This is a genomic window from Larkinella fluvii, assembly GCF_051857545.1.
Classification (GTDB): domain Bacteria; phylum Bacteroidota; class Bacteroidia; order Cytophagales; family Spirosomataceae; genus Larkinella.
The window spans coordinates 548,496-571,710 of record NZ_JBPZHB010000006.1; the positions used below are offsets into that span (position 1 = coordinate 548,496).

20 protein-coding genes are annotated in these 23,215 nt (G+C 52.3%); 9 read left to right on the top strand and 11 right to left on the bottom strand.

The genetic code is table 11. The annotated features are described in order from the left end of the window. Window positions 1–135: 135 nt before the first annotated feature. The 5 genes from ilvC to ilvD all read right to left on the bottom strand — a co-directional run bounded on the left by ilvC (window position 136) and on the right by ilvD (window position 6,545). Window positions 136–1,179 (bottom strand): ketol-acid reductoisomerase, encoded by a 1,044-nt coding sequence (gene ilvC / locus ACS5NO_RS18630; RefSeq protein ID WP_138994824.1) that lies wholly within the window; start codon window positions 1,177–1,179, stop codon window positions 136–138. Window positions 1,180–1,219: 40 nt separating this feature from the next. Then, a complete protein-coding gene (locus tag ACS5NO_RS18635; protein WP_439416552.1) occupies window positions 1,220–2,362 on the bottom strand; it encodes a hypothetical protein in 1,143 nt (380 codons plus the stop codon). A gap of 35 nt (window positions 2,363–2,397) precedes the next feature. Continuing rightward, window positions 2,398–2,931: an acetolactate synthase small subunit gene (gene ilvN, locus ACS5NO_RS18640; RefSeq protein ID WP_114407724.1), complete on the bottom strand. Its 534-nt coding sequence runs from the start codon at window positions 2,929–2,931 to the stop codon at window positions 2,398–2,400. 87 nt (window positions 2,932–3,018) lie between these two features. Continuing rightward, on the bottom strand, window positions 3,019–4,779 hold the full coding sequence (gene ilvB, locus ACS5NO_RS18645; RefSeq protein ID WP_150877737.1) for a biosynthetic-type acetolactate synthase large subunit: 1,761 nt from the start codon (window positions 4,777–4,779) through the stop codon (window positions 3,019–3,021). Between the two features lie 59 nt (window positions 4,780–4,838). After that, window positions 4,839–6,545: a dihydroxy-acid dehydratase gene (gene ilvD, locus ACS5NO_RS18650; RefSeq protein WP_150877735.1), complete on the bottom strand. Its 1,707-nt coding sequence runs from the start codon at window positions 6,543–6,545 to the stop codon at window positions 4,839–4,841. Window positions 6,546–6,711: 166 nt separating this feature from the next. On the opposite strand from ilvD, the gene murQ reads away from it, so the two are divergent. Together murQ and ACS5NO_RS18660 are read left to right on the top strand one after the other, a co-directional pair. Next, window positions 6,712–7,512, top strand: coding sequence for an N-acetylmuramic acid 6-phosphate etherase (gene murQ, locus ACS5NO_RS18655; protein ID WP_150877733.1), 801 nt, complete (start codon window positions 6,712–6,714; stop codon window positions 7,510–7,512). Beyond that, the gene (locus ACS5NO_RS18660) at window positions 7,509–8,528 is read left to right on the top strand and encodes a quinone oxidoreductase family protein (RefSeq protein ID WP_439416553.1); all 1,020 of its coding nucleotides are present in this window, start codon (window positions 7,509–7,511) and stop codon (window positions 8,526–8,528) included. Before murQ ends, ACS5NO_RS18660 begins: the two co-directional genes overlap by 4 nt. A gap of 8 nt (window positions 8,529–8,536) precedes the next feature. On the opposite strand, the gene ACS5NO_RS18665 is transcribed toward ACS5NO_RS18660, so the two are convergent. Further along, window positions 8,537–9,550 carry a LacI family DNA-binding transcriptional regulator gene (locus ACS5NO_RS18665; protein WP_439416554.1) on the bottom strand — a complete coding sequence of 338 codons (1,014 nt, stop codon included), beginning with the start codon at window positions 9,548–9,550 and terminating at the stop codon, window positions 8,537–8,539. 109 nt (window positions 9,551–9,659) lie between these two features. Here ACS5NO_RS18665 and ACS5NO_RS18670 point away from each other — a divergent pair, with 109 nt between their 5' ends. The 5 genes from ACS5NO_RS18670 (at window position 9,660) to bioA (ending at window position 15,374) form a co-directional block, all read left to right on the top strand. Beyond that, the gene (locus ACS5NO_RS18670) at window positions 9,660–11,057 is read left to right on the top strand and encodes a Gfo/Idh/MocA family protein (RefSeq protein WP_150877729.1); all 1,398 of its coding nucleotides are present in this window, start codon (window positions 9,660–9,662) and stop codon (window positions 11,055–11,057) included. A gap of 66 nt (window positions 11,058–11,123) precedes the next feature. Further along, the gene (locus ACS5NO_RS18675) at window positions 11,124–11,879 is read left to right on the top strand and encodes a glucosamine-6-phosphate deaminase (RefSeq protein WP_439416555.1); all 756 of its coding nucleotides are present in this window, start codon (window positions 11,124–11,126) and stop codon (window positions 11,877–11,879) included. A 245-nt stretch (window positions 11,880–12,124) separates the two neighbouring features. Next, entirely contained in the window at window positions 12,125–13,261 is a 1,137-nt protein-coding gene (locus tag ACS5NO_RS18680; RefSeq protein ID WP_439416556.1) for an aminotransferase class I/II-fold pyridoxal phosphate-dependent enzyme, read from the top strand. 111 nt (window positions 13,262–13,372) lie between these two features. Continuing rightward, window positions 13,373–14,023 carry a dethiobiotin synthase gene (gene bioD, locus ACS5NO_RS18685; RefSeq protein ID WP_439416557.1) on the top strand — a complete coding sequence of 217 codons (651 nt, stop codon included), beginning with the start codon at window positions 13,373–13,375 and terminating at the stop codon, window positions 14,021–14,023. Continuing rightward, window positions 14,004–15,374, top strand: coding sequence for an adenosylmethionine--8-amino-7-oxononanoate transaminase (bioA, locus tag ACS5NO_RS18690; RefSeq protein WP_439416558.1), 1,371 nt, complete (start codon window positions 14,004–14,006; stop codon window positions 15,372–15,374). Before bioD ends, bioA begins: the two co-directional genes overlap by 20 nt. A 282-nt stretch (window positions 15,375–15,656) precedes the next feature. Here bioA and ACS5NO_RS18695 read toward each other — a convergent pair whose 3' ends face one another. Further along, window positions 15,657–16,382, bottom strand: coding sequence for an MIP/aquaporin family protein (locus tag ACS5NO_RS18695; protein ID WP_138994836.1), 726 nt, complete (start codon window positions 16,380–16,382; stop codon window positions 15,657–15,659). Window positions 16,383–16,535: 153 nt separating this feature from the next. Here ACS5NO_RS18695 and purB point away from each other — a divergent pair, with 153 nt between their 5' ends. Continuing rightward, on the top strand, window positions 16,536–17,876 hold the full coding sequence (gene purB / locus ACS5NO_RS18700; protein WP_439416559.1) for an adenylosuccinate lyase: 1,341 nt from the start codon (window positions 16,536–16,538) through the stop codon (window positions 17,874–17,876). 79 nt (window positions 17,877–17,955) lie between these two features. On the opposite strand, the gene proC is transcribed toward purB, so the two are convergent. The 3 genes from proC to gatB form a co-directional block, all read right to left on the bottom strand. Beyond that, a complete protein-coding gene (gene proC / locus ACS5NO_RS18705; RefSeq protein WP_421828131.1) occupies window positions 17,956–18,759 on the bottom strand; it encodes a pyrroline-5-carboxylate reductase in 804 nt (267 codons plus the stop codon). A gap of 102 nt (window positions 18,760–18,861) precedes the next feature. Continuing rightward, window positions 18,862–20,010, bottom strand: a complete 1,149-nt coding sequence (locus ACS5NO_RS18710; protein ID WP_439416560.1) for a redoxin domain-containing protein — start codon at window positions 20,008–20,010, stop codon at window positions 18,862–18,864. Window positions 20,011–20,022: 12 nt separating this feature from the next. Then, window positions 20,023–21,522, bottom strand: coding sequence for an Asp-tRNA(Asn)/Glu-tRNA(Gln) amidotransferase subunit GatB (gene gatB / locus ACS5NO_RS18715; protein ID WP_439416561.1), 1,500 nt, complete (start codon window positions 21,520–21,522; stop codon window positions 20,023–20,025). A 366-nt stretch (window positions 21,523–21,888) separates the two neighbouring features. Here gatB and ACS5NO_RS18720 point away from each other — a divergent pair, with 366 nt between their 5' ends. After that, complete coding sequence (locus ACS5NO_RS18720) at window positions 21,889–22,314, top strand: hypothetical protein (protein ID WP_439416562.1); 426 nt, start codon at window positions 21,889–21,891, stop codon at window positions 22,312–22,314. Between the two features lie 46 nt (window positions 22,315–22,360). Here the strand turns inward: ACS5NO_RS18720 and ACS5NO_RS18725 are convergent, their stop codons facing one another. After that, entirely contained in the window at window positions 22,361–23,197 is an 837-nt protein-coding gene (locus ACS5NO_RS18725; protein WP_439416563.1) for a phytoene/squalene synthase family protein, read from the bottom strand. Window positions 23,198–23,215 lie beyond the last annotated feature (18 nt).

The following is a 23,215-nucleotide window of genomic DNA, read 5'->3' on the forward strand; positions in this document are numbered from 1 at the left end:
TCCGGTAATTTAAGAGTTTGGGTCGGGCCGCTTTTTTGCGGTTTGAAACCAGGTCGTAAAGGTACGCAACAAAGGGAGAATACTTCCCCTGCATTTCAACCGCAAAAAAGTAGACCGGCCCCAAAATCCTTAAATTTAGTTTCTCTCCGGACGCAGACTGCGAACGGCCGTACCAGCACGCCACATTTCCGACTCGCGCAATTCTTTCAGTTCTTCTTCCAGCTTTTCGCGGTAATCAGACTGCGAGTTGCGGGTGATCGAGATGTTCGCCTGCTCACCCGCTTTCACGGAATTGTACAGTTGTTCAAAAACCGGCTTGGTGGCATCCCGGAACGGTTTCCACCAGTCGAGCGCACCGCGTTGGGCCGTGGTCGAGCAGTTGGCATACATCCAGTCCATACCGTTTTCGGCCACAAGCGGCATCAGCGACTGCGTCAGTTCTTCCACCGTTTCGTTGAACGCTTCGGATGGAGAGTGACCGTTGGCGCGCAATACGTCGTACTGAGCGGCAAAAATCCCCTGAATGGCGCCCATTAGTGTCCCGCGTTCGCCGGTCAAATCAGACGTTACTTCTTTATAGAAATTCGTTTCGAACAGGTAACCGGAACCCACGCCGATGCCCATGGCGATGGCCCGTTGGCGGGCTTTGCCGCTGGCATCCTGATAAATGGCGAAGCTGGAGTTCAAGCCCTTGCCTTCAACGAACATCCGGCGCAGCGACGTTCCGGAGCCTTTCGGTGCCACCAGGAATACATCGACATCATCGGGAGGAACAATACCGGTCTGGTCTTTGTAGGTAACGCCGAAACCGTGCGAGAAATACAGGGCTTTGCCGGCAGTCAGGTATTTTTTAACAGTCGGCCAAAGCTCGATCTGAGCGGCATCCGATAGCAAAAAGCAGATAATAGTCCCTTTTTCGAGGGCTTCTTCGATTTCAAACAAGGTTTCGCCCGGCACCCAGCCATCACGCACGGCTTTGTCGTAGGTTTTACCTTTCCGTTGGCCAACGATTACATTGAAACCATTGTCGCGCATGTTCAGCGACTGACCCGGACCCTGAACACCGTAACCGATGACGGCGATGACTTCGTCTTTGAGGAATTCTCTGGCTTTTTCAAGAGGAAATTCTTCGCGGGTTACGACTTCTTCTTCAACTCCGCCGAAGTTAATTTTTGCCATTGCTTGACTGGTTTATTTTAAATTAAAATTGATTACTGCTTTATGGAAAACTAATTGAATACATCAGCGAAATCGCGGCACTGCTCAGCAACACCACCCGCAACTGACTGCGGGTCAGATACCGGTTCAGAATGGCCAGCGCGAAAAAGAACGCCATGAAGCCAAACGACAGCGACCGCGTTCCGTCGGCCACCAAAACCGCTACGACCATCGTCAGCAGCCAGGCTCCTCCGAGCAACACCAGTTCCAGCCACTGCCGCCGAACGGCCAACGCCCAGAACGCCACCAGCAAAATGAGCCACATGCCTTCCAGCCCCCGCGCCATCTTGTCGCCCACGTAACTCATGCTCCAGGCCAGCGTGCGGGCCGACCAGGACGCATCGTGGCCGATTTTCATGCCGTAGGTCAGTTCCAGCCATTTGCGAATACTACCGTAAATGACCACACTAACCACCAGCGCCACCAATGGCGCTGGAATCTGCCGAATGTCAAACTTCCGGGTTTGAACCACGGTTTTCAATACTGGCAAGGCATACCACAAACCGATGTACGACGAGTTGATCAACGCCCGTTCGTCGCACCAGAACGCTAGCTGCGTGAACAAAATGACCAGCAACGGATTCCGGAAATACACGGCCAAAGCCATGAAACAGAACACATACCCGTCGCCGTGGCCAAAATAATTGATAAAAAACGCGATCCCGGCATAAATCGCCGTAAAGCCCGTCAGGAAATAAAACGTCAGGACTTTATCCTGCAAAATTTTATAAACGATTCCGGTTACCGCCCACAGAAAAACCAACCCCAGCACAACTTGCAACAGATACAGCTTGGCAACGCCCAGCCGGAAAAAATGCACCAGCAGTGGAATCGTCAGCCGAAAGGTCTGATTCGCTTCGTGTGTTCCCGGTTCATACGTATTGGGTTCGAACAGATGCCCGCTTTGCCGGATGATGTCGTCCCAGAAAAACCCATCCAATAGCCCCGGACGTCGTATTTCTTCGTATAAATACCGAAAACCGCGGTCGATAAAGATGCTGTTCAGCAGTAACAGACTACCCATCGAAATCAAAAGAGCCAGGCTTACCAGTCGTAGTTTCCAAAACCGGTTATCGAAAAAAACAGAAAGCCGTTGCTCAAGCTGATAAATTGGTGCCGCTAAAGAGGGTGGTTGCTGCTGCATGAACGTGCATTAATTCGGCCGCAAATATCGCATTTCTACAAATAATATTCCCACTCATATTCAGGCAAATACTCGACCAGTCCCTTTTCGGTTTTACCAACCGCCACCCGGCCCGACCGCACGAACTCCAGAATACCGTGGGGCTTGATGTAACTGAAAAATTCAAAAATCTGCTTTTCCGAACCGGTTTTTTCAATCACGACGTAATCCAGTTGCCAATACACCACCCAGGCATTGAAATTCTTGTTGATGTATTCGATGTCCAGTGGTTTGGACCCTAGTGGCGTGGCAATCTTGAATAGAGCGATTTCGTTCGACACGATTTCGTCGTTCAGGTATCCGAAAACCGCCATCACTTCGATGATTTTCCGAATCTGGCGGACCAGTTTTTCAACCGCTTCCCGCGAATCGTGCTTGATCACGATGGTAAAGCGCGAAACGCCCATCCGTTCCGTTTCCGAAACCGTCAGACTTTCAATGTTAATCCGCCGACGGGTAAAGATGATGGTGATCCGGTTGAGGAGACCAATCGTGTTTTCGGTGAATATGCAAATGGTGTATGTATTCATATTTCGTTTAAAGTTTAAGGTTTAAGGTTTAACGTCAGGTTTAAGCGCGTGACGTTAAACCTTAAACTTTAAACCTCAAACGATACTTCATTCCAGCCGAATGTCGGCGACACTCGTCCCGGCGGGAACCATCGGGAATACGTTTTCCTCCTGCTCGACAATGATTTCCAGCAAATACGGCGTTTCGGAGGCCAGCAGCGTATCGAGCGATGCCGACAAATCTTCCCGTTTGGCGCACGTATGCCCCACAATGCCGAAGCCTTTCGCAATCGTGATGAAATCCGGATTCTGCAATTCCACGAATGAATACCGGCGTTCGAAAAACAATTGCTGCCACTGACGTACCATTCCTAAATAATTGTTATTCAGGATGATAATTTTCACCGGAAGTTTATTCTGCGCAATCGTACCCAGCTCCTGAAGCGTCATCTGGAAACAGCCGTCGCCAATAATGGCAATCACCTCGCGGCTCGGATCGCCCACCTTAGCGCCAAAAGCCGCCGGAAGTGCAAATCCCATCGTTCCCAAACCGCCGGAGGTAACCAGACTGTGCGGTTTTTTGAATTCATAGTACGCAGACGTCATCATCTGGTGCTGACCCACGTCGGCCACCATCACGGCTTCGCCATTCGTCTTTTTCGACAGCAGGTTAATGGCTTCCGCCATCTTTATTTTTTCGGTCGTCGGAGCCAGTGCGGGCTGCGTAACCTTCTCTTCTTCAATGTCATCATACTTCCGAAACTCGTTGCGCCAGGCCGTATGGTCGTTTTCGTTCACCAGCGGCATCAGGCGGTTCAGCACCTCCTTCACATCGCCAATCACCGGTGCATCGGCCTTGATGACTTTGTCGATTTCGGCTGGATCAATCTCAATATGAACCACTTTGGCCTGCCGGGCAAACAGTTCGGCGTTGCCCGTTACGCGATCATCGAACCGCATGCCAATGCCAATCAGCAGATCGCACTGGTTGGTCATCACGTTGGAACCGTAGTTGCCGTGCATGCCCAGCCAGCCGGTATACAAGGGATGATCGTCCGAAAGCGCCGACTGACCCAGCAAGGTGGTGGCCACCGGAATACCGGTTTTTTCAACAAATGCGAGCAGTTCTTTTTCGGCTTTGGAAATCAGCACCCCATGCCCAACGAGCATATACGGTTTTTTGGCCTTGTTGATCAGTTCGGCGGCTTTTTCGACCTGGTCCTGTTTCGGTATCAACCGTGGGCGGTAGGTGCTTACTCGCTCACACTTTTTGTAGTGGAAAGACTTGGTCATCAGTTCCACCTGCGCATTCTTCGTAATATCGATCACCACCGGCCCCGGACGGCCCGACTGGGCGAGGTAAAAGGCTTTGGCAATAATTTCCGGAATTTCGTCGGCACTGGTGATCTGGTAATTCCACTTCGTAATCGGCATGGTAACGCCAATGACATCGGTTTCCTGAAAAGCGTCCGTTCCCAACAGTTTCATCGCCACCTGCCCTACCAGACAAACCATCGGCGTCGAATCGATCAGCGCATCGGCGATGCCGGTTACCAGGTTGGTCGCACCCGGCCCCGAAGTGACCAGACAAACGCCGGCCCGGCCCGTCACCCGGGCATAGCCTTCGGCGGCATGGGCAGCCCCCTGTTCGTGCCGCACCAGAATGTGGTTCAACCGGTCCTGATAATCGTACAGCGCATCGTACACCGGCATAATGGCACCACCCGGATAGCCGAAGATGGTTTCTACACCCTCTTCCACCAACGCCTGCATGAGTGCTTCGGCACCCGTCAGGGGTTTTAGCAATTTAGCAGACGGAACAGCCGGTTGCGGTTTTTCTGCCGTTAATTCAATGACCGTCGTATTCATCGTATTGTCTGTTTATATTCAGTCGGTTAGCACGACTATTTGTTGATTTCTATTCGTTGTTATTCATCCGTCACACACCCTTCACTCGCCGAACTGACCAACTTCACGTATTTCCGCAGCACACCGTGTGAAGCGGCTGCTTCCATCGGCGGAACGGTCCAGTTGGCCCGGCGCTCGGCCAGTTCTTCGTCCGAAACGTGCATGTGAATGACATTATTGACGGCGTCGATCGTGATTTTGTCACCATCCTGCACCAGGGCAATGTTGCCGCCGTCCTGCGCTTCGGGCGTAATGTGACCCACCACAAACCCGTGGGTTCCGCCCGAAAACCGTCCGTCGGTAATTAAAGCCACTTTATCGCCCAAGCCCAGACCCATAATGGCCGACGTTGGTTTCAACATTTCGGGCATACCGGGCCCACCTTTCGGGCCTTCGTAGCGAATGACCACCACGTGACCTTCTTCAATTTCCCGTTTCTGGATAAACTCCAGCAACTGCTCTTCCCGGTCGCACACTTTGGCGATGCCTTCAAACCGTTCGCCTTCTTTACCGGTAATTTTAGCAACGGCGCCCTGCGTGGCCAGGTTTCCGTACAGAATCTGGATGTGACCGGTTTTCTTGATTGGATTGGAGAACGGACGAATGATTTGCTGGGTTTCGAAGTTCAGATCCGGGGCGTCTACCAGGTTTTCGGCGATGGTTTTACCCGTCACCGTCATGCAGTCACCGTGGAGATACCCCGCGTTGTAGAGGTACTTCATCACCGCCGGAACCCCGCCGATCGCCAGCACATCTTCCATGTAGTATTTACCACTCGGTTTCAGATCACCCAGATACGGCGTCCGGTCGCTGATGTCCTGAATATCTTTCAGCGTCAGCGAAACCCCGACGGATTTGGCAATCGCGATATAATGCAAAACCGCATTGGTCGAACCGCCAAGGGCCATCACCACCGTCATCGCGTTTTCAAACGCCTTTTTGGTCATGATTTCGCGGGGCGTGATGTTCTTTTCCAGCAGGTTCATCATGGCCGCTCCGATTTTGCGGCACTCTTCCTGCTTGCCTTCGTGCGTGGCCGGATAGGATGAACTGTTGGGCAGACTCAAACCCAGGGCTTCCATCGACGACGCCATCGTATTGGCCGTATACATGCCCCCGCAGGCTCCCGCGCCGGGAATGGAATTCTGGATAACGCCTTTGTAATCTTCTTCGCTGATGTTGTTGGCAACTTTTTTTCCGTAGGCTTCAAACGCCGACACAATGTCCAGCTTTTGACCTTTGTAGCTGCCCGACCGAATCGTGCCGCCATAGACCAGAATGGCGGGGCGGTTGATCCGACCGACGGCCATCAGCGCACCGGGCATATTTTTGTCGCAACCGACCACCGCAATCACCCCGTCATACCATTGCGCATGAACCACCGTTTCAATTGAATCAGCGATCAGGTCGCGGGAAGGCAGTGAATAAGACATGCCGTCATTGCCGTTGGTCATGCCGTCGGAAACACCAATCGTATTGAATACCAACCCGACTAACCCACTTTCATTGACGCCTTTTTTCACATAAGCCGCCAGACCATTCAAATGAATGTTGCACGGATTGCCGTCGTAACCGGCGCTGGCAATGCCGATCTGGGGTTTTTTCATGTCATCTTCCGTCAGACCGATGCCGTAAAGCATGGCCTGCGCAGCCGGGTTACTGACTTCCTGCGTCAGGGTGGCACTGTACCGGTTTAGCTGGGTTTTGTCGGGGGCTATAGTAGTCATAATTTCAATTAGCGAAAATTCGCTGAAAGCGTAATTTGAGTCAAAGGAAAAAAAATGAAATGAAATACGCAAGACTTTTTGACGGATTTTTTAGCATTTTTTTTCACTATGCGTAGATACTATAGAATTGATTGTACTTTTGATAGACATAAAATAGAACTATACGATGATTACCGAAAACGCATCCCACTACGATCACCTGGAGCAAATGTCAGTGCAGGAACTGCTGACCAACATCAACGCCGAAGATAAAACCGTTCCGTTGGCGGTTGAGAAAGCCATTCCGCAAATTGAAGCCCTCGTGACACAGATCGTCAAACGGATGAAAGAAGGCGGGCGGTTGTTCTATATTGGGGCCGGAACGAGCGGCCGACTGGGCATTGTCGACGCGTCGGAGTGTCCACCCACCTACGGGGTTTCGCCCGATCTGGTCGTCGGTCTGATTGCCGGTGGCGACCGCGCCATTCGCAGTGCCGTCGAAAACGCCGAAGACGATTCCGAACAGGCCTGGAAAGATCTGGCACCTTACCACATCGACTCGCTCGACACCCTCATTGGCATTGCCGCATCAGGCCGGACGCCTTACGTGATCGGCGGTTTGCAGCAGGCCCGCGCAGCCGGTATTTTGACGGGTTGTGTCGTTTGCAACCCCGGATCGGCGGTGGCCCAGGCCGCCGAATTCCCGGTCGAAGTAGTAGTCGGGCCGGAATTTGTGACGGGCAGCACGCGCATGAAATCGGGAACAGCGCAGAAACTGGTGCTCAACATGATTTCGACCTCGGTGATGATTCAACTGGGCCGGGTGAAAGGCAACAAAATGGTCGACATGCAACTGACGAATCACAAACTGAAAATCCGGGCCGCCAACATGGTGATGAGCGAAACGGGCGTGACGCGGGAACGCGCCGAGGAATTGCTGGCAAACTATGGAAGTGTTCGGAATGCGATTTTGAATTCATCTCTATGAAAGCCATCATTCAAACTACGCTTCACCAACCGGCGCAATACGTTGATGTTGAGACGCCCGTTGCCGGACCGGGTGAGGTGATCGTCCAGATCAAAGCTGCGGCCATCAATCACCGGGATGTGTTTATTCAACACGGTTTGTATCCCAAAATGCAATTGCCGGTCATTCTGGGCTCCGATGGGGCCGGCATCGTCATTGAAACCGGCGAGGGTGTCGATCCGGCCTGGCAATCGCAGGAGGTCATCATCAACCCCGCCCTGAACTGGGGGCCGAATCCTCATTTTTACGGCCCGGATTTTAGAATTCTGGGCATGCCCGACAACGGTACTTACGCCGAGTATCTGAAAATTGAAGCCCACTACCTGCATCGGAAACCGGCCCATCTCACCTTCGAACAGGCAGCCGCCCTCCCCCTGGCGGGTTTGACCGCCTGGCGCGCTTTGATGACCCGCGCTACCCTGCAACCCCGTCGCCCGGAGCGGGTTCTCATAACGGGCATCGGCGGAGGAGTCGCCCTGACAGCTTTGCAATTCGCGGTCGCCCTTGGTGCGGAAGTCTGGGTGACGTCCGGTTCGGAAGAAAAGCTGCAACGGGCACTGGATTTGGGTGCCACCGGCGGAGTGCTTTACCGCGATGCGGACTGGGCGAAAACGCTGATGGCCAAAACCGGGGGCGGCAAAGGCGGTTATTTCGACGTCATCGTCGACAGTGCCGCCGGGCCAGGGTTCGCCAAGCTGGTGGATGTGGCAGCGCCGGGCGGACGGATTGTTTTCTACGGCGGTACAACCGGCAACATCACCGATGTGGCTCCCTCCAAAGTTTTCTTCAAACAACTGAACATCTACGGTACGACAATGGGTACTGACTCCGAATTTGCCGACATGACCCGGTTTGTCGAAGAAAATCAGTTGGTTCCCGTGCTGGATGAGGTGTTTCTCTTGGCGGATGCCGAACAGGCGCTCCGGAAAATGGAAGCGGGTAAGCAGTTCGGGAAGCTAGTTTTACAGGTTTCCTGAGCAAAGATTCAACGCCGGGTCGATTCCCGGACGATCAGCCGGGCCGGTAAAATCACCTCCTGAGCTTCGACGTTTTTCCGGGTCATGTGTTTCAACAACAATTCACAACTGAGTTTGCCGATCTCGAAAGCCGGTTCGGCCACGGTGGTCAAAGTTGGGGATATAATCTGCGACATCGGATCGTTGGTAAAACCAATAACCCCCACCTCTTTTCCAATCTGAACGTTGCGTTCTTTCAACGCCAGCATGGCACCAATCGCTTTCCGGTCGTTGACCGCAAATAAGGCATCCGGTTTTTCAGCTAAAGTCCATAATCGGGCCACATCTTCAAAACCGCATTCCTGCGAAAAACCGGAGTGAATAACCCAGTCGGACCGAACCTGTAACCCGCTGTTTGTCAACGCATCTTCATAGCCTTTCTGGCGTTTTTGGGTAAACGTCAATCCAGCGGGACCGGCAAGGTGCGCAATTCGCCGATAGCCCTGATCGATCAAATGCTGTGTGGCTGCGTAGGCCCCGTGGTAATCGTCCTGCATCACTTTGGAAGTCAAAACCGCATCGGCAACCCGGTCAAAAAACACCACCGGAATTCCGTTTCGGATCAATTCTTCAAAATGCGCATACGAATCGGCCTGAGACGATACCGACACCAACAAACCGTCCAGGCTGCTCAGGGAAAGATCCTGGAGAATCGCCTGCTCGCGTTCTGCCGAATCGTTGGTAATAAAGACAATCAGGTTGTAGCCGTTGGCGTTGGCCACCTGCTCGATCCCGGTAAACACCGTCGAAAAATAATAATTGGTGATGGCGGGCATTAACACGCCAATGTGGTGCGACTGGCTCTGCACCAGCCCAATCGCGTTGAAGTTGGGCTTATAATTTAGTTCCATCGCCTTCGCCAGAACCTTCTCCCGCGTTTTCGGATTGACATCGTACGCATCCCGCAAAGCGCGCGAAACCGTCGACACCGAAATGGCTAATTCCCGGGCAATGTCCTTGATGGTAATGTAATGGCGTCGCATCAGTGGTTTTCGGTAACGTTCTCGCTACTTTATCCGGCAAATTAATTGATTCCGCCAACGAATTCTACTTACTTCGATTCCTGACTGATTCCGCTAGACCCTGATACCCATGAACAAGAAACGCCGGGATTTTTTAAAACTGACCGGATTGGCCGGCGCCGGACTCACCACCGCGCCGTTCAGCTACGGTTTGCCGACCGTGACCCAGGCCCCGCGCCCACCCAAGCAGACGTTTAACATGTGTGGCTATAGCGCTCCCAAAATCGATACGGTTCGGATCGGTTACATTGGCGTTGGCAACCGGGGCGCCGGGGCGTTGCAGCGCATCGTTCACCTGGAAAACGTAGTCGTTCAGGCGGTGTGTGACATTCGTCCGGAACGCGTCGAGCAGGCCCGGAAGTCGCTGGAAAAAACCGCCCACCGCCCTACCTATTACAGCGGGAAAGCCGATAGCTGGAAAACCCTCTGCGACCGGAAAGACATTGACCTGATTTACATCTGCACACCCTGGAATCTGCACACGCCGATGGCGTTGTACGCGATGGAACAGGGCAAACACGTAGCCTGTGAAATTCCCATTGCCACGACGGTCGACGACTGCTGGAAACTGGTGGAAACCTCCGAACGAACCAAGCGGCACTGCATGATGCTGGAAAACTGCTGCTACGATTTCTTCGAACTCCTTACGCTGAACATGGCGCGGCAGGGCTTTTTCGGGGAACTGGTTCACGTGGAAGGCGCATATATTCACGACATTTTCGACTCCTTTTTCGACAAAAGCAAACGCTATGACCTCTGGCGGCTGAAAGAAAACCAGCGCAACGGCAATCTGTATCCGACGCACGGTTTAGGCCCCATTGCGCAGGTGCTCGACATCAACCGGGGTGATCAGATGGATTACCTGGTGGCGATGTCCAGTCAGGATTTTATGATCAGTAAAAAGATCAACGAACTGGCGGCACAGGATGCTGATTTTAAGCAATTTCAAGGCAAATCATTTCGGGGTAACATGAACACGACCACCATTCGGACCAAAAAAGGCCGAACCATCATGCTGCAGCACGACGTCAGTTCACCCCGGCCGTATTCCCGGCTTCACCTCGTCAGCGGAACGAAAGCCACTGCCCAGAAATATCCCCTGCCGGGCCGGATTTCGACGGGCCATGAATGGTTGTCGGAAACCGCCTATCAGGAGCTGGAAAAGAAATACCAGCCGGAAATCGTCAAGCGCGTGGGCGAACTGGCCAAACAGGTCGGCGGCCACGGCGGCATGGATTTTCTGATGGACTGGCGACTCATCGATTGCCTGCGCAACGGCTTGCCGCTCGATCAGGATGTCTACGATGCCGCGTTGTGGAGCAGCATCGGGCCGCTCAGCGAATGGTCGGTCGCCCATCGGTCCAACTCCATCGACGTGCCGGATTTCACCGGCGGTTCCTGGAAAACCAATAAACCGGTCGACATCAGCCTGACCACGGGCGGCACCACCGGCATCAAAGGTCTGTAGACCGGAGGTAATGACGCCCTTCAAACTGACTTTTCTTAAACCCAAAAACCGTATTCCATCGTATTCATGAACATTCTGATTTCAAAAACCAGCGAAGAGCTTGGCACCCTTGCGGGAAAAAAGACAGCTGATATCATCCGCCAGGCCATTGCCGACCGGGGGCAGGCAAATATCATTCTGGGAACCGGAACCAGCCAGTTCGCAACGCTCGCCCAATTGATTCGGGAAGACATTGACTGGAGCCGCGTGGTGATGTTCCACCTGGATGAGTACATCGGTCTGCCGATTTCCCACCCAGCCAGTTTTCGCAAATACTTGCAGGAACGGTTTCTGGACAAGGTTTCGCCCATAAAAGCCAGCTATCTGATCAACGGTGAAATTGACCCGCAGGAAGAAATCCGGCATTTGGGTGACTTCATCCGTTTGCATCCCATCGACGTCGCCCTGGTCGGCATTGGCGAAAACGGGCACCTGGCCTTCAACGATCCCCCGGCCGATTTTGAGACGGAAGAACCGTATCTGATCGTCGATCTCGACACGGCCTGCCGACGTCAGCAGTTCAACGAGGGCTGGTTTCCGTCGCTGGAAGACGTTCCTGCTCAGGCTATTAGCATGTCAGTTCGGCAAATCATGAAATCGCGGCACATTATCTGCTCGGTTCCGGATGCGCGAAAAGCCCAGGCGACCAAAGACACGCTGGAACAACCCATCAGTCCGCTTTTTCCGGCCAGTATTCTACGCTCCCACCCCGCTTGTTCGCTCTATCTGGATGCGTCTTCGGCCAGCTTGCTGGCGGTAGAAAACGGTCAAAAAGAAGGCTGATCGACACCAGCGCAAGGCTCTCCAGAGTGCTTGTTTCGAGACAAAACCGCCATTTGTACACCCAAACATAAGTCTCTGACAATCAAGTAGTCTGACCCCATCCAATACCCCTTTTCTACAAAAAAGCTAAAACAGAGCGACTTATCCACATTCCCGTGTGGATAAGTCTTGATTTCATCCCATTTGTCCACATCGTTTTTCATCACCAGCTTCCTGATTACCTTTGTGAATAATCTGAGAATAAGGTGATAAGAGCGGATACTGCGGTGCTGGAATTGCTGGAAAAACGTCGGGAGGCCGGGCTGCTCCGTCGTTTGAAAAAGCCCGAAAATTTACTTGATTTTTGCTCCAACGATTACCTGGGGCTGGCGCGGTCGGTGGTCTTGCGCGACACCATTGCCTGCGCCGTTGCCAGCCACCCGACCGGGTTGAACGGGGCCACCGGTTCGCGCTTACTGGCGGGAAATTCGGCCCTGGCCGAAGAGCTGGAAACCGAAATTGCCGCCTTTCACGACGCCGAAGCCGCCCTGATTTTCAATTCCGGTTATGATGCCAACATTGGCCTGCTGGCCAGCTTGCCCCAACGGGGCGACACCCTGCTGACGGACGAGTTGATTCACGCCAGCATGATCGACGGCGCCCGACTGAGTGTTGCCAATCGTTTTAAATTTCGCCACAACGACCTAGAGGATCTTGAAAACCGGCTAAAACGGGCCACCGGCACGGTTTACGTCGCCATTGAATCGGTGTATTCCATGGACGGCGATCTGGCTCCTTTACTTGAAATCGTTGACTTGTGCGAACGCTACGAAGCCGCACTGATTGTGGATGAAGCCCACGCAACGGGTGTTTTTGGTGCAAGAGGGACAGGGTTGGTGCAGGCACTCGGTTTGCAAAACCGGGTCTTTGCCCGGGTTCACACCTTTGGCAAAGCGCTGGGCGTTCATGGAGCGGCTGTGGTTGGATCGGCGGCATTGCGCGATTTTCTGATTAATTTTGCCCGCTCGTTTGTGTATTCGACGGCTTTGCCTCCGCACAGTTTGCTGGCAATTCAGAGTGTTTACCGGTTTTTGCCGCAAAACCAGCCGCTGATTGACCGATTGCAGGTCTTGCGGACTTATTTTCAGCAGCAAATTCAGGAACGGCTGCCCCATACGGAATGGACTTCGGTCGAAAGTCCCATTTTAGGGTTGATTGTGCCGGGCAATGACGCGTGCCGGGCGGTGGCCACGCAACTCCAGCAAGCCGGTTTTGACATCCGGCCCATCGTGAGTCCGACGGTTCCGGCGGGGCGTGAACGATTGCGGATCTGCCTCCATGCGTTTAATTCGGAATCAGAAATCGATTCGTTGGTGCAGACGTTAAAATATTTTGGTGGATAGGAACACGGCTTGAACGGATGGGACAGATTGGCGCGGATTTTATCCGTTTTTTACCGGTTTCATCCTTTCAATCCGTTTTCCTATCTCAAACCTGTTAACAAAAAGCTTTGAATGCGTAATCCGTTACAACTGATCGTGGCCGGTATTGGCACTGAAATTGGCAAAACCGTGGTGTCGGCCATTGTCGTGGAAGCGTTGCAGGCTGATTACTGGAAACCGGTACAATCCGGCGCGCTCGAAGATTCGGATCGCGAAACCGTCCGGCGGCTGATTTCCAATCCCGTTAGCCAGTTTCATCCGGAAACCTACCGGTTGCAGGAACCGTTATCACCCCACGCGGCTGCGGCTATTGACGGAATTGACATTTCGCTGGCAGCCTTTGAATTACCTCAGACACCCAATCATCTGGTGGTTGAACTGGCGGGCGGTTTGATGGTGCCACTGAATGACCAGGATTTAATAATCGACTTGGTGAAACAATTGAATCTGCCGGTTTTGCTGGTTTCCAAACATTATCTGGGCAGCATCAATCACACCCTCCTGTCGGTAGAAGCGTTGCAAAACCGCTCTATTCCCATTTTGGGAATCGTCTTTAACGGCCCCGAAACTCCGGCAACCGAAGATTTTATTTTGAACTACACGGGCTTGACAAGTTTTGGGCGGATTGAGTGGGAAACGGAAGTTACGAATGGGTTTGTCAGTCGGTATGCGATTGACTTGCAGCAAAAATTGAAAGAATACGATGGAGGTCTATACGAATGAAGATAGAACCCTGTCAGGTCCTGAAGACCTGACAGGGTTAAAGAATTTAGCCGAACGCGACCAAGCCGTTATCTGGCATCCGTTTACGCAGATGCAAACCGCTCCGTTGCCGATTCCCATTGTTCGCGGCCAAGGCACGCTGTTGTTCGCAGAAGACGGAACGACATACATCGATGCGGTTTCGTCCTGGTGGGTCAATACGCACGGACACAGTCATCCGTATATTGCGGAGAAAGTAGCGAACCAGCTTCACACGCTTGAACACGTCATCTTTGCCGGTTTTACGCACCAGCCCGCCGTTGAACTGGCCGAGCGGTTGTTACCCATTTTACCAAAGAACCAGAAAAAGGTTTTTTATTCGGATAACGGTTCGACGGCGGTGGAAGTGGCGCTCAAAATGGCGTTTCAATACTGGCACAACGTGGGAAAACCGCGTCGGAAGGTCATTGCGCTGGAGGACGCCTACCACGGCGACACCTTCGGAGCCATGGCCGTTAGCGGACGAAGTGCCTTCACGGCCCCATACGTGCCGTTTTTATTCGATGTTGAATACATTCCTACGCCCGTTCCGGGACAGGAGCAGGCGGCTTTGGATCAGTTGCAAGCGTTGCTGAACGACGATGTGGCGGCTTTTATCTTTGAACCGCTGATTCAGGGAGCGGGCGGTATGGTGATGTACAAACCGGAAATTCTGAGTCAGCTCATCGAAATGGCCCGCAGCCACGGCGTGCTGATTATTGCCGATGAAGTGATGACCGGTTTTGGCCGTACGGGGAAACTGTTTGCTTCGCATCACCTCAGCCACCAACCCGACCTCATGAGTTTATCAAAAGGGCTGACCGGCGGAACGATGGCACTGGGTGTAACGGCCTGTACGAACGAAATTTACGAAGCCTTCAAATCCGAAGATAAATACAAAACACTTTTCCACGGCCACTCGTTTACGGCCAATCCGCTGGCCTGCACGGCGGCTCTGGCCAGTCTTGATCTCCTGCTTTCGGACGAAACCCAGGCATCCATTCAGCGAATCAGCCAACGACATGCGGTTTTTGCGGAACAACTCAACCAAAGACCGGGCGTCAAAAACGTCCGGCAGCGGGGAACGATCCTGGCGTTCGATCTGGATAACGAAGGGCAAACCAGCTCGTATTTCAGCAATATCCGCGATGTGGCTTATCAGTTTCTGCTCGAACAGGGCGTTTTGATGCGGCCACTGGGGAATGTGCTGTATATTCTGCCACCCTATTGCATTACCGATGACGAGTTGACGGCGGTTTATTCGGCCATCGATAAATTGCTTCAGTATATCACCCAAAATGAACCATCCCTACGGGACTCATCCCCCAATTAGCAAACACGTTTCCTACAAAATGGTCCCTCCCTACGGGAAGGATGGTAAAACCGGGGCTCTATGTGAAAATCAAACAATCCCGTAGGGATATTCATTTTGTAGCAACCGCGTCCGCAGAATACCAACAATCCCGGAGGGATGATTCATTTTGTAGATACATAATAAACTGTCACTATGGAACTTTCCTCTCTGAGCGGGCACTTTTCCTACAAAATGAATTATCCCTACGGAAAGAGTGGCAAACGGCAGGGTAAAAGGGCTAGCCTTTAAGTCGAGATCAGATTACAACGCGTACCACCGAATCAGCAAACCGCCCAGAATGGCTCCCACAATCGGCCCCACAATGGGCACCCAGGCATAACCCCAATCTGATGACCCTTTGCCGGGAATGGGTAACAGGGTGTGCGCAATACGGGGTCCCAGGTCGCGGGCGGGATTGATGGCGTAGCCGGTGGTGCCGCCCAGCGAAAGGCCAATGCTCCAAACCAGCACGCCCACCAAATACGGGCCTAAACCGATGGCGATGGTGCCGAGGGCTTTGGCGGAAATCCCGGCAATGCCGATGATGAGCGCCAGCGTGCCGATGGTTTCACTGATGACATTCCCCAGAGGATGGCGGATGGCCGGATCGGTGGAAAAAACCGCCAGCTTGGCCCCCGGATCGGGCGTGGCCGCCCAGTGGGGTAAATACTGAAGCCAAACCAGCACCGCACCTAAAAATGCGCCGATGAGTTGCGCCGGGATATAGGTCGCCATCTTGCTGAAATCACCGGTGGCCACGGCGAAAGCCACGGTAACGGCCGGATTCAGGTGCCCGTCGATGCTGCCGAATGCCTTGGCAACGAACACGCCCATCGTGACGGCAAAAGCCCAACCGGTAGTAATGACAATCCAGCCGGATGATTCGCCCTTGGTTTTTTTCAGGACAACGTTGGCAACCACACCGTCGCCCAATAAAATCAAAATCATGGTTCCAACCAATTCACCAAGGAAGGGAGAAAGCTGCATACAAAAAAGGATGGGTTTAGGGGTACGGCGAAAAGCCTTATTAAGTCAATAAAATATTCGTTCTGTCATAAAGCCGCCAATATACAGGAATTTTAATAATTGTAGAGAGTGGTTTCGGGTGGTTCCGTTAACTTTGCGTTTTCTTTTTTCCCTATGCAACTTTCCGCGCTTACCGCAGTATCCCCCCTCGATGGCCGTTACCGCCGTCAAATTGAACCGCTGGCTCCGTATTTTTCCGAATGGGGGCTGATCCGCTACCGCATTCGGATTGAGATTGAGTACTTTATCGAACTCTGCGAATTACCGCTACCCCAGTTGAAAGGCATCGATCATGCGGTTTTTCCAAAATTACGGGCGTTATACGAGAATTTTTCGGAAGCGGATGCGCTGCGGGTGAAAGAAATTGAACGCGAAACCAATCACGACGTTAAAGCCGTCGAGTATTTCATCAAGGAAAAGCTCGCTGATCTGAATATTTCTGACCACCTGGAATTTATCCACTTTGGTCTGACGTCGCAGGACATCAACAATACCGCCACGCCCCTCCTGCTGAGCGACGCATTGGCCAATGAAATCGAGCCGCAATACCGGGAAGTGTTCATGAAATTGCAGGAGCTGGCGGAGATGTGGAAAGGCATTCCGATGCTGGCTCGCACCCACGGTCAGCCAGCCTCGCCGACCCGGCTGGGAAAAGAACTGCTGGTTTTTTGTGAACGGATCGAGAAGCAGCTTTTCATGCTGTCGACCATTCCGGTATCGGCTAAATTTGGGGGCGCTACCGGCAATTTCAATGCGCATTGTGTCGCTTATCCGGACATCGACTGGAAAAGTTTCGGCGATGATTTTGTGGAAAAACTGGGACTGGAACGCAGTCAGCACACGACCCAAATCGAGCATTACGACATGCTGGCGGCTACGCTCGACGCCTTCAAGCGACTGAATACGATTCTGATCGATCTGAACCGCGACATGTGGGCGTACATTTCGATGAACTACTTCAAACAGCAGATCAAAGCGGGGGAAGTGGGCTCGTCGGCGATGCCGCACAAAGTCAATCCAATCGATTTTGAAAATTCGGAAGGAAATCTGGGGATTGCCAATGCGGTTTTTGAACACCTCTCGGCCAAGTTGCCGATTTCCCGCCTGCAACGCGACCTGACCGACTCGACGGTTTTGCGGAATCTCGGCGTTCCGTTCGCGCATTCGCTGATTGCCTTGAAATCGTTGTTGAAAGGCCTGGGAAAACTGCAACTGAACGAAGCTGCCATTCACGCCGATCTGGAAGAGAACTGGGCTGTGGTGGCCGAAGGCATCCAAACCATTCTCCGGCGCGAGGGCTATCCCAAACCGTATGAAGCCCTGAAGGACTTAACCCGCACGAATGAGAAAATCACGGCGGATACCATCGGCCGGTTTATCGACGGACTGAATGTGGCGGAAAATGTGAAAACAGAATTACGGGCGATTACGCCGTATAGTTATACCGGGATTTAACCCTGACAGCGGCCAGCGGCCCTGTCAGCGGTTTAAATCCCCGTCAATTACAAACCGCTGACAGGGCCGCTGGCCGCTGTCAGGGTTTGCTCAATTCCGTGGCCCGGAACTGGGCGGCTTTGATGCCCGCAATCAGCGTATCCGATAAACCGCCTTCTTCAAACCGTTTCAGAGCCGCTTCCGTCGTGCCGCCTTTGGAGGCAACGGCTTTGATCAACTCGTCCAGGGATTTGTCAGCGGTATTGATCAAATGGAAAGCTCCCAGCATGGTTTGTTTCACCAGCAGCGAAGCCACTGAATCATCGAAGCCCATTTGCTTGCCAGCTTCAATCATGGCTTTTACGAGGTAGTAAAAATACGCCGGGCCGCTGCCACTCAGGGCCGTAACGGCGTCCAGCAAGGCTTCATCTTCCAGAAAAATGGACCGTCCAGTAGCATTGATCAGGTTTTCGACTTTCCGCAGATTGCTCAGATCTACTTCTTTGGCCGCCGTAAAACCGGTAATGCCCATGCCCAGCATCGCGGGCGTGTTGGGCATAGCGCGGATCACCAGCCGGTGGTTCAGTTTCTCCTGAATGGTGGCAATGGGAATGCCCGCCATGATCGACAGCACGACCTGTTGGGGCCGGATGGTTTCCCGGAGGGCTTCCTGTAAACTGTTGAAATCCTGGGGCTTGACGGACAAAATAATCAGATCGACCTCAGAAACCCGCGAACTGATGGTATCGACCACCACGCCGGCTTTCTCCGCTTTTAAGGCTTCGGAACGTTCTGCGCTTTTCTCGACGAGCAGCAAATCTTCTTTTTTTACCAGATCATACTGCAAAAACGACTTGGCAAAAGCCATGCCCATGTTGCCGCAACCGACGATCGCAATCTTCATAATTAATGAGTTTACGGTTTACGGTTTACAGTTTTCGGTGGCTGACGCATTCTTACCTGTGCGTTCGTCAGCCACCGAAAACTGTAAACCGTAAACCGTCCGTTATTTATCCAGGATACTTCCCAGCTTTTGCACCAGTGCTTCGCCCCGCAGGTTTTTGGCGATGATTTTTCCTTCTTTATCCAGTAAGAAAGTAGTCGGGATGACCTGAATCGAATACTGCTGAGCAACCGCCGAACTGCCATTTTTCTTGCCCAGAACATTGGTCCAGACCATGCCGTCGGCTTCGATGGCTTTCAACCAGGCGTTCTTGTTGTCGTCGAGCGAAATGCTGTAAATTTCGAAGCCCTTCTCCTTGTATTTATTGTACATCCGGACTACGTTCGGGTTTTCCTGACGACAGGGTCCGCACCACGACGCCCAGAAATCGATCAACACATACTTCCCGCGCAACGAGGATAGGCTCACCACCTGACCTTTTGTATCTTCCAGAGTGATGTCCGGGGCCAGTGCTCCCTCAACCACGGCAACCTGCGTGGCCTGGGTGGCCATTTCGCTCTTGGCCATCGTTACGAAGTTGATAAAGGCCTTGGCCTGTTTGCCGGTCAGATTGGCTTTTTGCATCTGGTCCGCCAGCGCTTCATACAGGGGGAAATGCTCTTTCGGGTCCAGGTATTTGAGTGCAATCATGGCCACACTGGACGTTCCCATTTGCGGAATCAGCGCCTTGATGGTATCGATGACCTGTTTGTTGGTCGCCATCACTTCCCTATCAATCGCTTCGCCTTTTTTAAGGTCGTTTTTTTCAGCAGCCGCAGCAGCCTGCTTCTGCCACTCTTTGGATTTTTTCAGCATCATGGCATCGATGGCCACGATTTTGGGATAAAAATCCATGTTGACCGAGCCTTTCACCAGAAGCTTGTCTTTGTTTTTCAGATCGGCCGTTACGGTCAGGTTTTCTCCTCCTTCCACCAGCAGACTCGTGAATTGCTCATTGGCCAGGTTCAGCTTGTAAAAACTCCCGCCATTCGTTTCGTTGCCTTTCAGCGAAAAACTCCCGCTGGGGTCGATCAGGGTGGAGTCAATCCGCTTCGATACTTTTTCGTTCGTTTCCAAATAGGCTTTGCTGCCCGGTTTGGCATTCTGAACGGTGCCCGTTACCGTAAATTCTTTCCCGGCAGTCTGGGCAAAAGCCGCTAGTGGCAGGGCTAAACCGACTAAAATGACGAATCCGATCCGATTTTTTTTCATTTTACCTGTACGTTATAACGGAGAAGACAACGATTTTTGAAGCAACTCATTGGTCAGTTTGGGGTCCGCGCTGCCTTTCGACTTTTTCATCACCTCACCCACAAACAAGCCCAGCAACCCTTTCTTACCCTTTTTGTATTCTTTGACTTTATCGGGCCAGGCTGTCAGCACCTCATCTACCAACGCTTGCAACGTATCGGTATTGCTGTTTTGCACTAAATTCTGCTCCTGCGCCACTTGTTCCGGCGATTTCTCCGGGTGTTCGATCAACACCGGGAAAATCCGCTGACTGGCGGTCGAGAAACTGACTTTTCCTGAATCCACTAACGTAATCAATTCCGCCAGTTTTTCGGCCGAAAGCGGAAACTGGCCATCCCGCAGCGATTTTTCGGACAACTGGGCTTTCACCGGCCCCATAATCCAGTTGGAAACCGCCTTATAATTCGTCGTTAACTGACTTACGGCTTCAAAATAATCCGCCAGTTCTTTTACGTCGGCCAACAGGGCCGCATCGTATTCCGGTAAACCGTAGTGATTCAGCAACTTATCATGACGTTCTTTCGGCAAAGCAGGCATGTTGGCGCGGATTTCGGCCAGCCATTCGTCCGATACCAGCACCGGACTCAAATCCGGGTCCGGAAAATACCGGTAATCGTTCATGGTTTCTTTCATCCGCATGCCGTGGGTCAGGCCGGTTGTGGCGTCGAACATGCGGGTTTCCTGAACGATGGTGCCGCCGGTTTCGATCGTTTCCACCTGCCGCCGTAACTCGGACTCAATGGCCCGCTGGACGTTGCGGATGGAGTTCATGTTTTTGATCTCGACTTTCGTACCGAACTCCTCCTCGCCCCACAACCTCACCGAAACGTTGACGTCGCAGCGCAGCGAGCCTTCTTCCATGTTGCCGTCGCAAATGTCCAAATACCGCACGAGCCGTCGGACTTCCGTCAGGTAGGCAGCCGCTTCTTCCGCACTGCGAATCACGGGGTCGGTCACCATCTCGATCAGGGGCGTTCCGGCGCGGTTATAATCCAGGACGGTATGCCAGTCGCCGTCGTGAATCGATTTACCGGCATCTTCCTCTAAATGAATATGATGCAGAAAAACCGTCTTTTCAACCACCTGTCCGTCGGCATCCTTGAATTTAACCGGCACTCCGCCCCCTACGCAAATCGGCGTTTTGTCCTGCGATAGCTGGTAGCCTTTCGGCAGGTCGGGGTAGAAGTAGTTTTTCCGGGCAAAAAGATTGTAGGACGTAATCGCCGACTGACAGGCCAATCCCATCCGAACCGCCAATTCGACGGCTTTGCGGTTGAGTTTGGGCAGGGTACCCGGATGCCCCAGCGTAATGACGCTGATGTTGGTATTGGGGTCGCTGCCAAACTGATTGGAATCGGCGGCAAAGATTTTCGTCGCCGTCAGGAGCTGGCAGTGAACTTCCAGACCAATTACCAGCTCGTAGTTGGCCAGCACCGCAGCGGATACCGTCTTTTCAGCCGTTTCAGAAACCATGAAGCTATGTTGTGGTAAGATTTATGGTTTTCAGTTTACAGTTTACGGTTTGCGGTGGCTGACGCGTCCTAATCGTGTATCAGCCACCGTAAACCGTAAACCGAATACCGTAAACCGTTACTCTGCAAAGATACGGTTAAAATCTCATTTCACTATTCAGGGGACTACTTGTAAAAAACCGGTTTTTGTTGAACAATTCCGATACAAACGATCATTATAAAAACAACTTTTTCAATCCCTATTTGACGGCAACACATTGTATACAAATAAGTTATAAATTTATTATCGAAATATTATGAATGCAACAGAAGCAATTTCCAAATTATTGAATTGTACTTTGTCCATTTATCAAAACATAATACAACCATGAAAAGGAAAATTTACAAGCGCATGAATCTGAAAAAGGCCTTATTGATGCTGGCATTGGCGGGCGGTTTTTCCCTGTATTCGGTGCAGGCCCAAACGCTGGAAGATCTGCCCCGGACGGCGAAGGAGGATCCGGTCTTGCAGTTGGCGTTTCGGGAAGTGAGTAATCTGAAGTTCCGGATTGAAGTGACTCAGCCGTTCCAGCTTCTTCACGACGCCGTCAGCGTGTTTATTCTCAGCAACGACCGGCAAATTTTATTTGCCAATACGTATTCGCATCACGCGCTCCGGGTAACGTTATTTGATCTTTCTACCTTACAGGATGGGACGTATGGCTTTGAAGTGCGCTCGGGCAGCAAACGGGTGACGCAACTGTTTGATATCAAAACCAAATCAAAACGGGTGGTTTTGGCCCGGAATAACTAGTGTCTAGGGTACAAAAACGGCTCGATGCCCTGCATCGGGCCGTTTTTCACTGCCCGCTCCACCGAAACCGCACGTAGGTCTGGGCCAGGAGCGCGATTTTCTTCATGTCCGGCACCCGGATGCGCTCCTCCTGAATCCGGGAAGCGGGTATTTGCTTGATTTTGTTGAACAGGGTCTGGTAATACGTATACGCCAGGTGGACGCCCATCCGGGCCCCGCGCGGGAGGTTCAGAATACCAGCATAGGCTTCGTCAAAATCCTGCTGAATGTCCTTTTCGATGAGCCGTTTGGCATCTTTCGTAAACTCGCTGAAATTGACGCCCGGGAAATAGACCCGTCCCCGGTCGATGTAATCGTCTTTCAGGTCGCGCAGGAAATTGACCTTCTGAAAAGCCGCCCCCAGCTTGCGGGCGGGTTCTTTCAATCGGTCGAACATCGCCAGGTCACCTTCGCAAAACACCCGCAAACACATCAACCCCACCACTTCGGCCGAGCCATAAATGTATTCCTGGTAGCTGTTGTCGGTGTACTTGTTAACATACAGATCCATTTCCATGCTTTTCAGAAACGCATCGATCAACTCCCGGTCAATGCTATATTCCCTGACAACCCACTGAAACGAATGTAGAATGGGATTCAGGCTGATGCCGTCGGCAATGGCTTCGTAGGTATCTTTCTTGAATTTTTCCAGTAAATACTTTTGGTCGTAGTTGTAAAACGTGTCCACAATTTCGTCAGCATACCGGACAAAACCGTAGACGGCATAAATCGGAAAATGGAATTTGCGGTCCAGGGTTTTAATTCCCAACGTGAATGAGGTGCTGTAATGTTCGGTGATCAGCTTGCTGCACTCTAACGCGGTTCGGTTGAATAACTCGATCATAAGGGTTCGTTGGTGGGC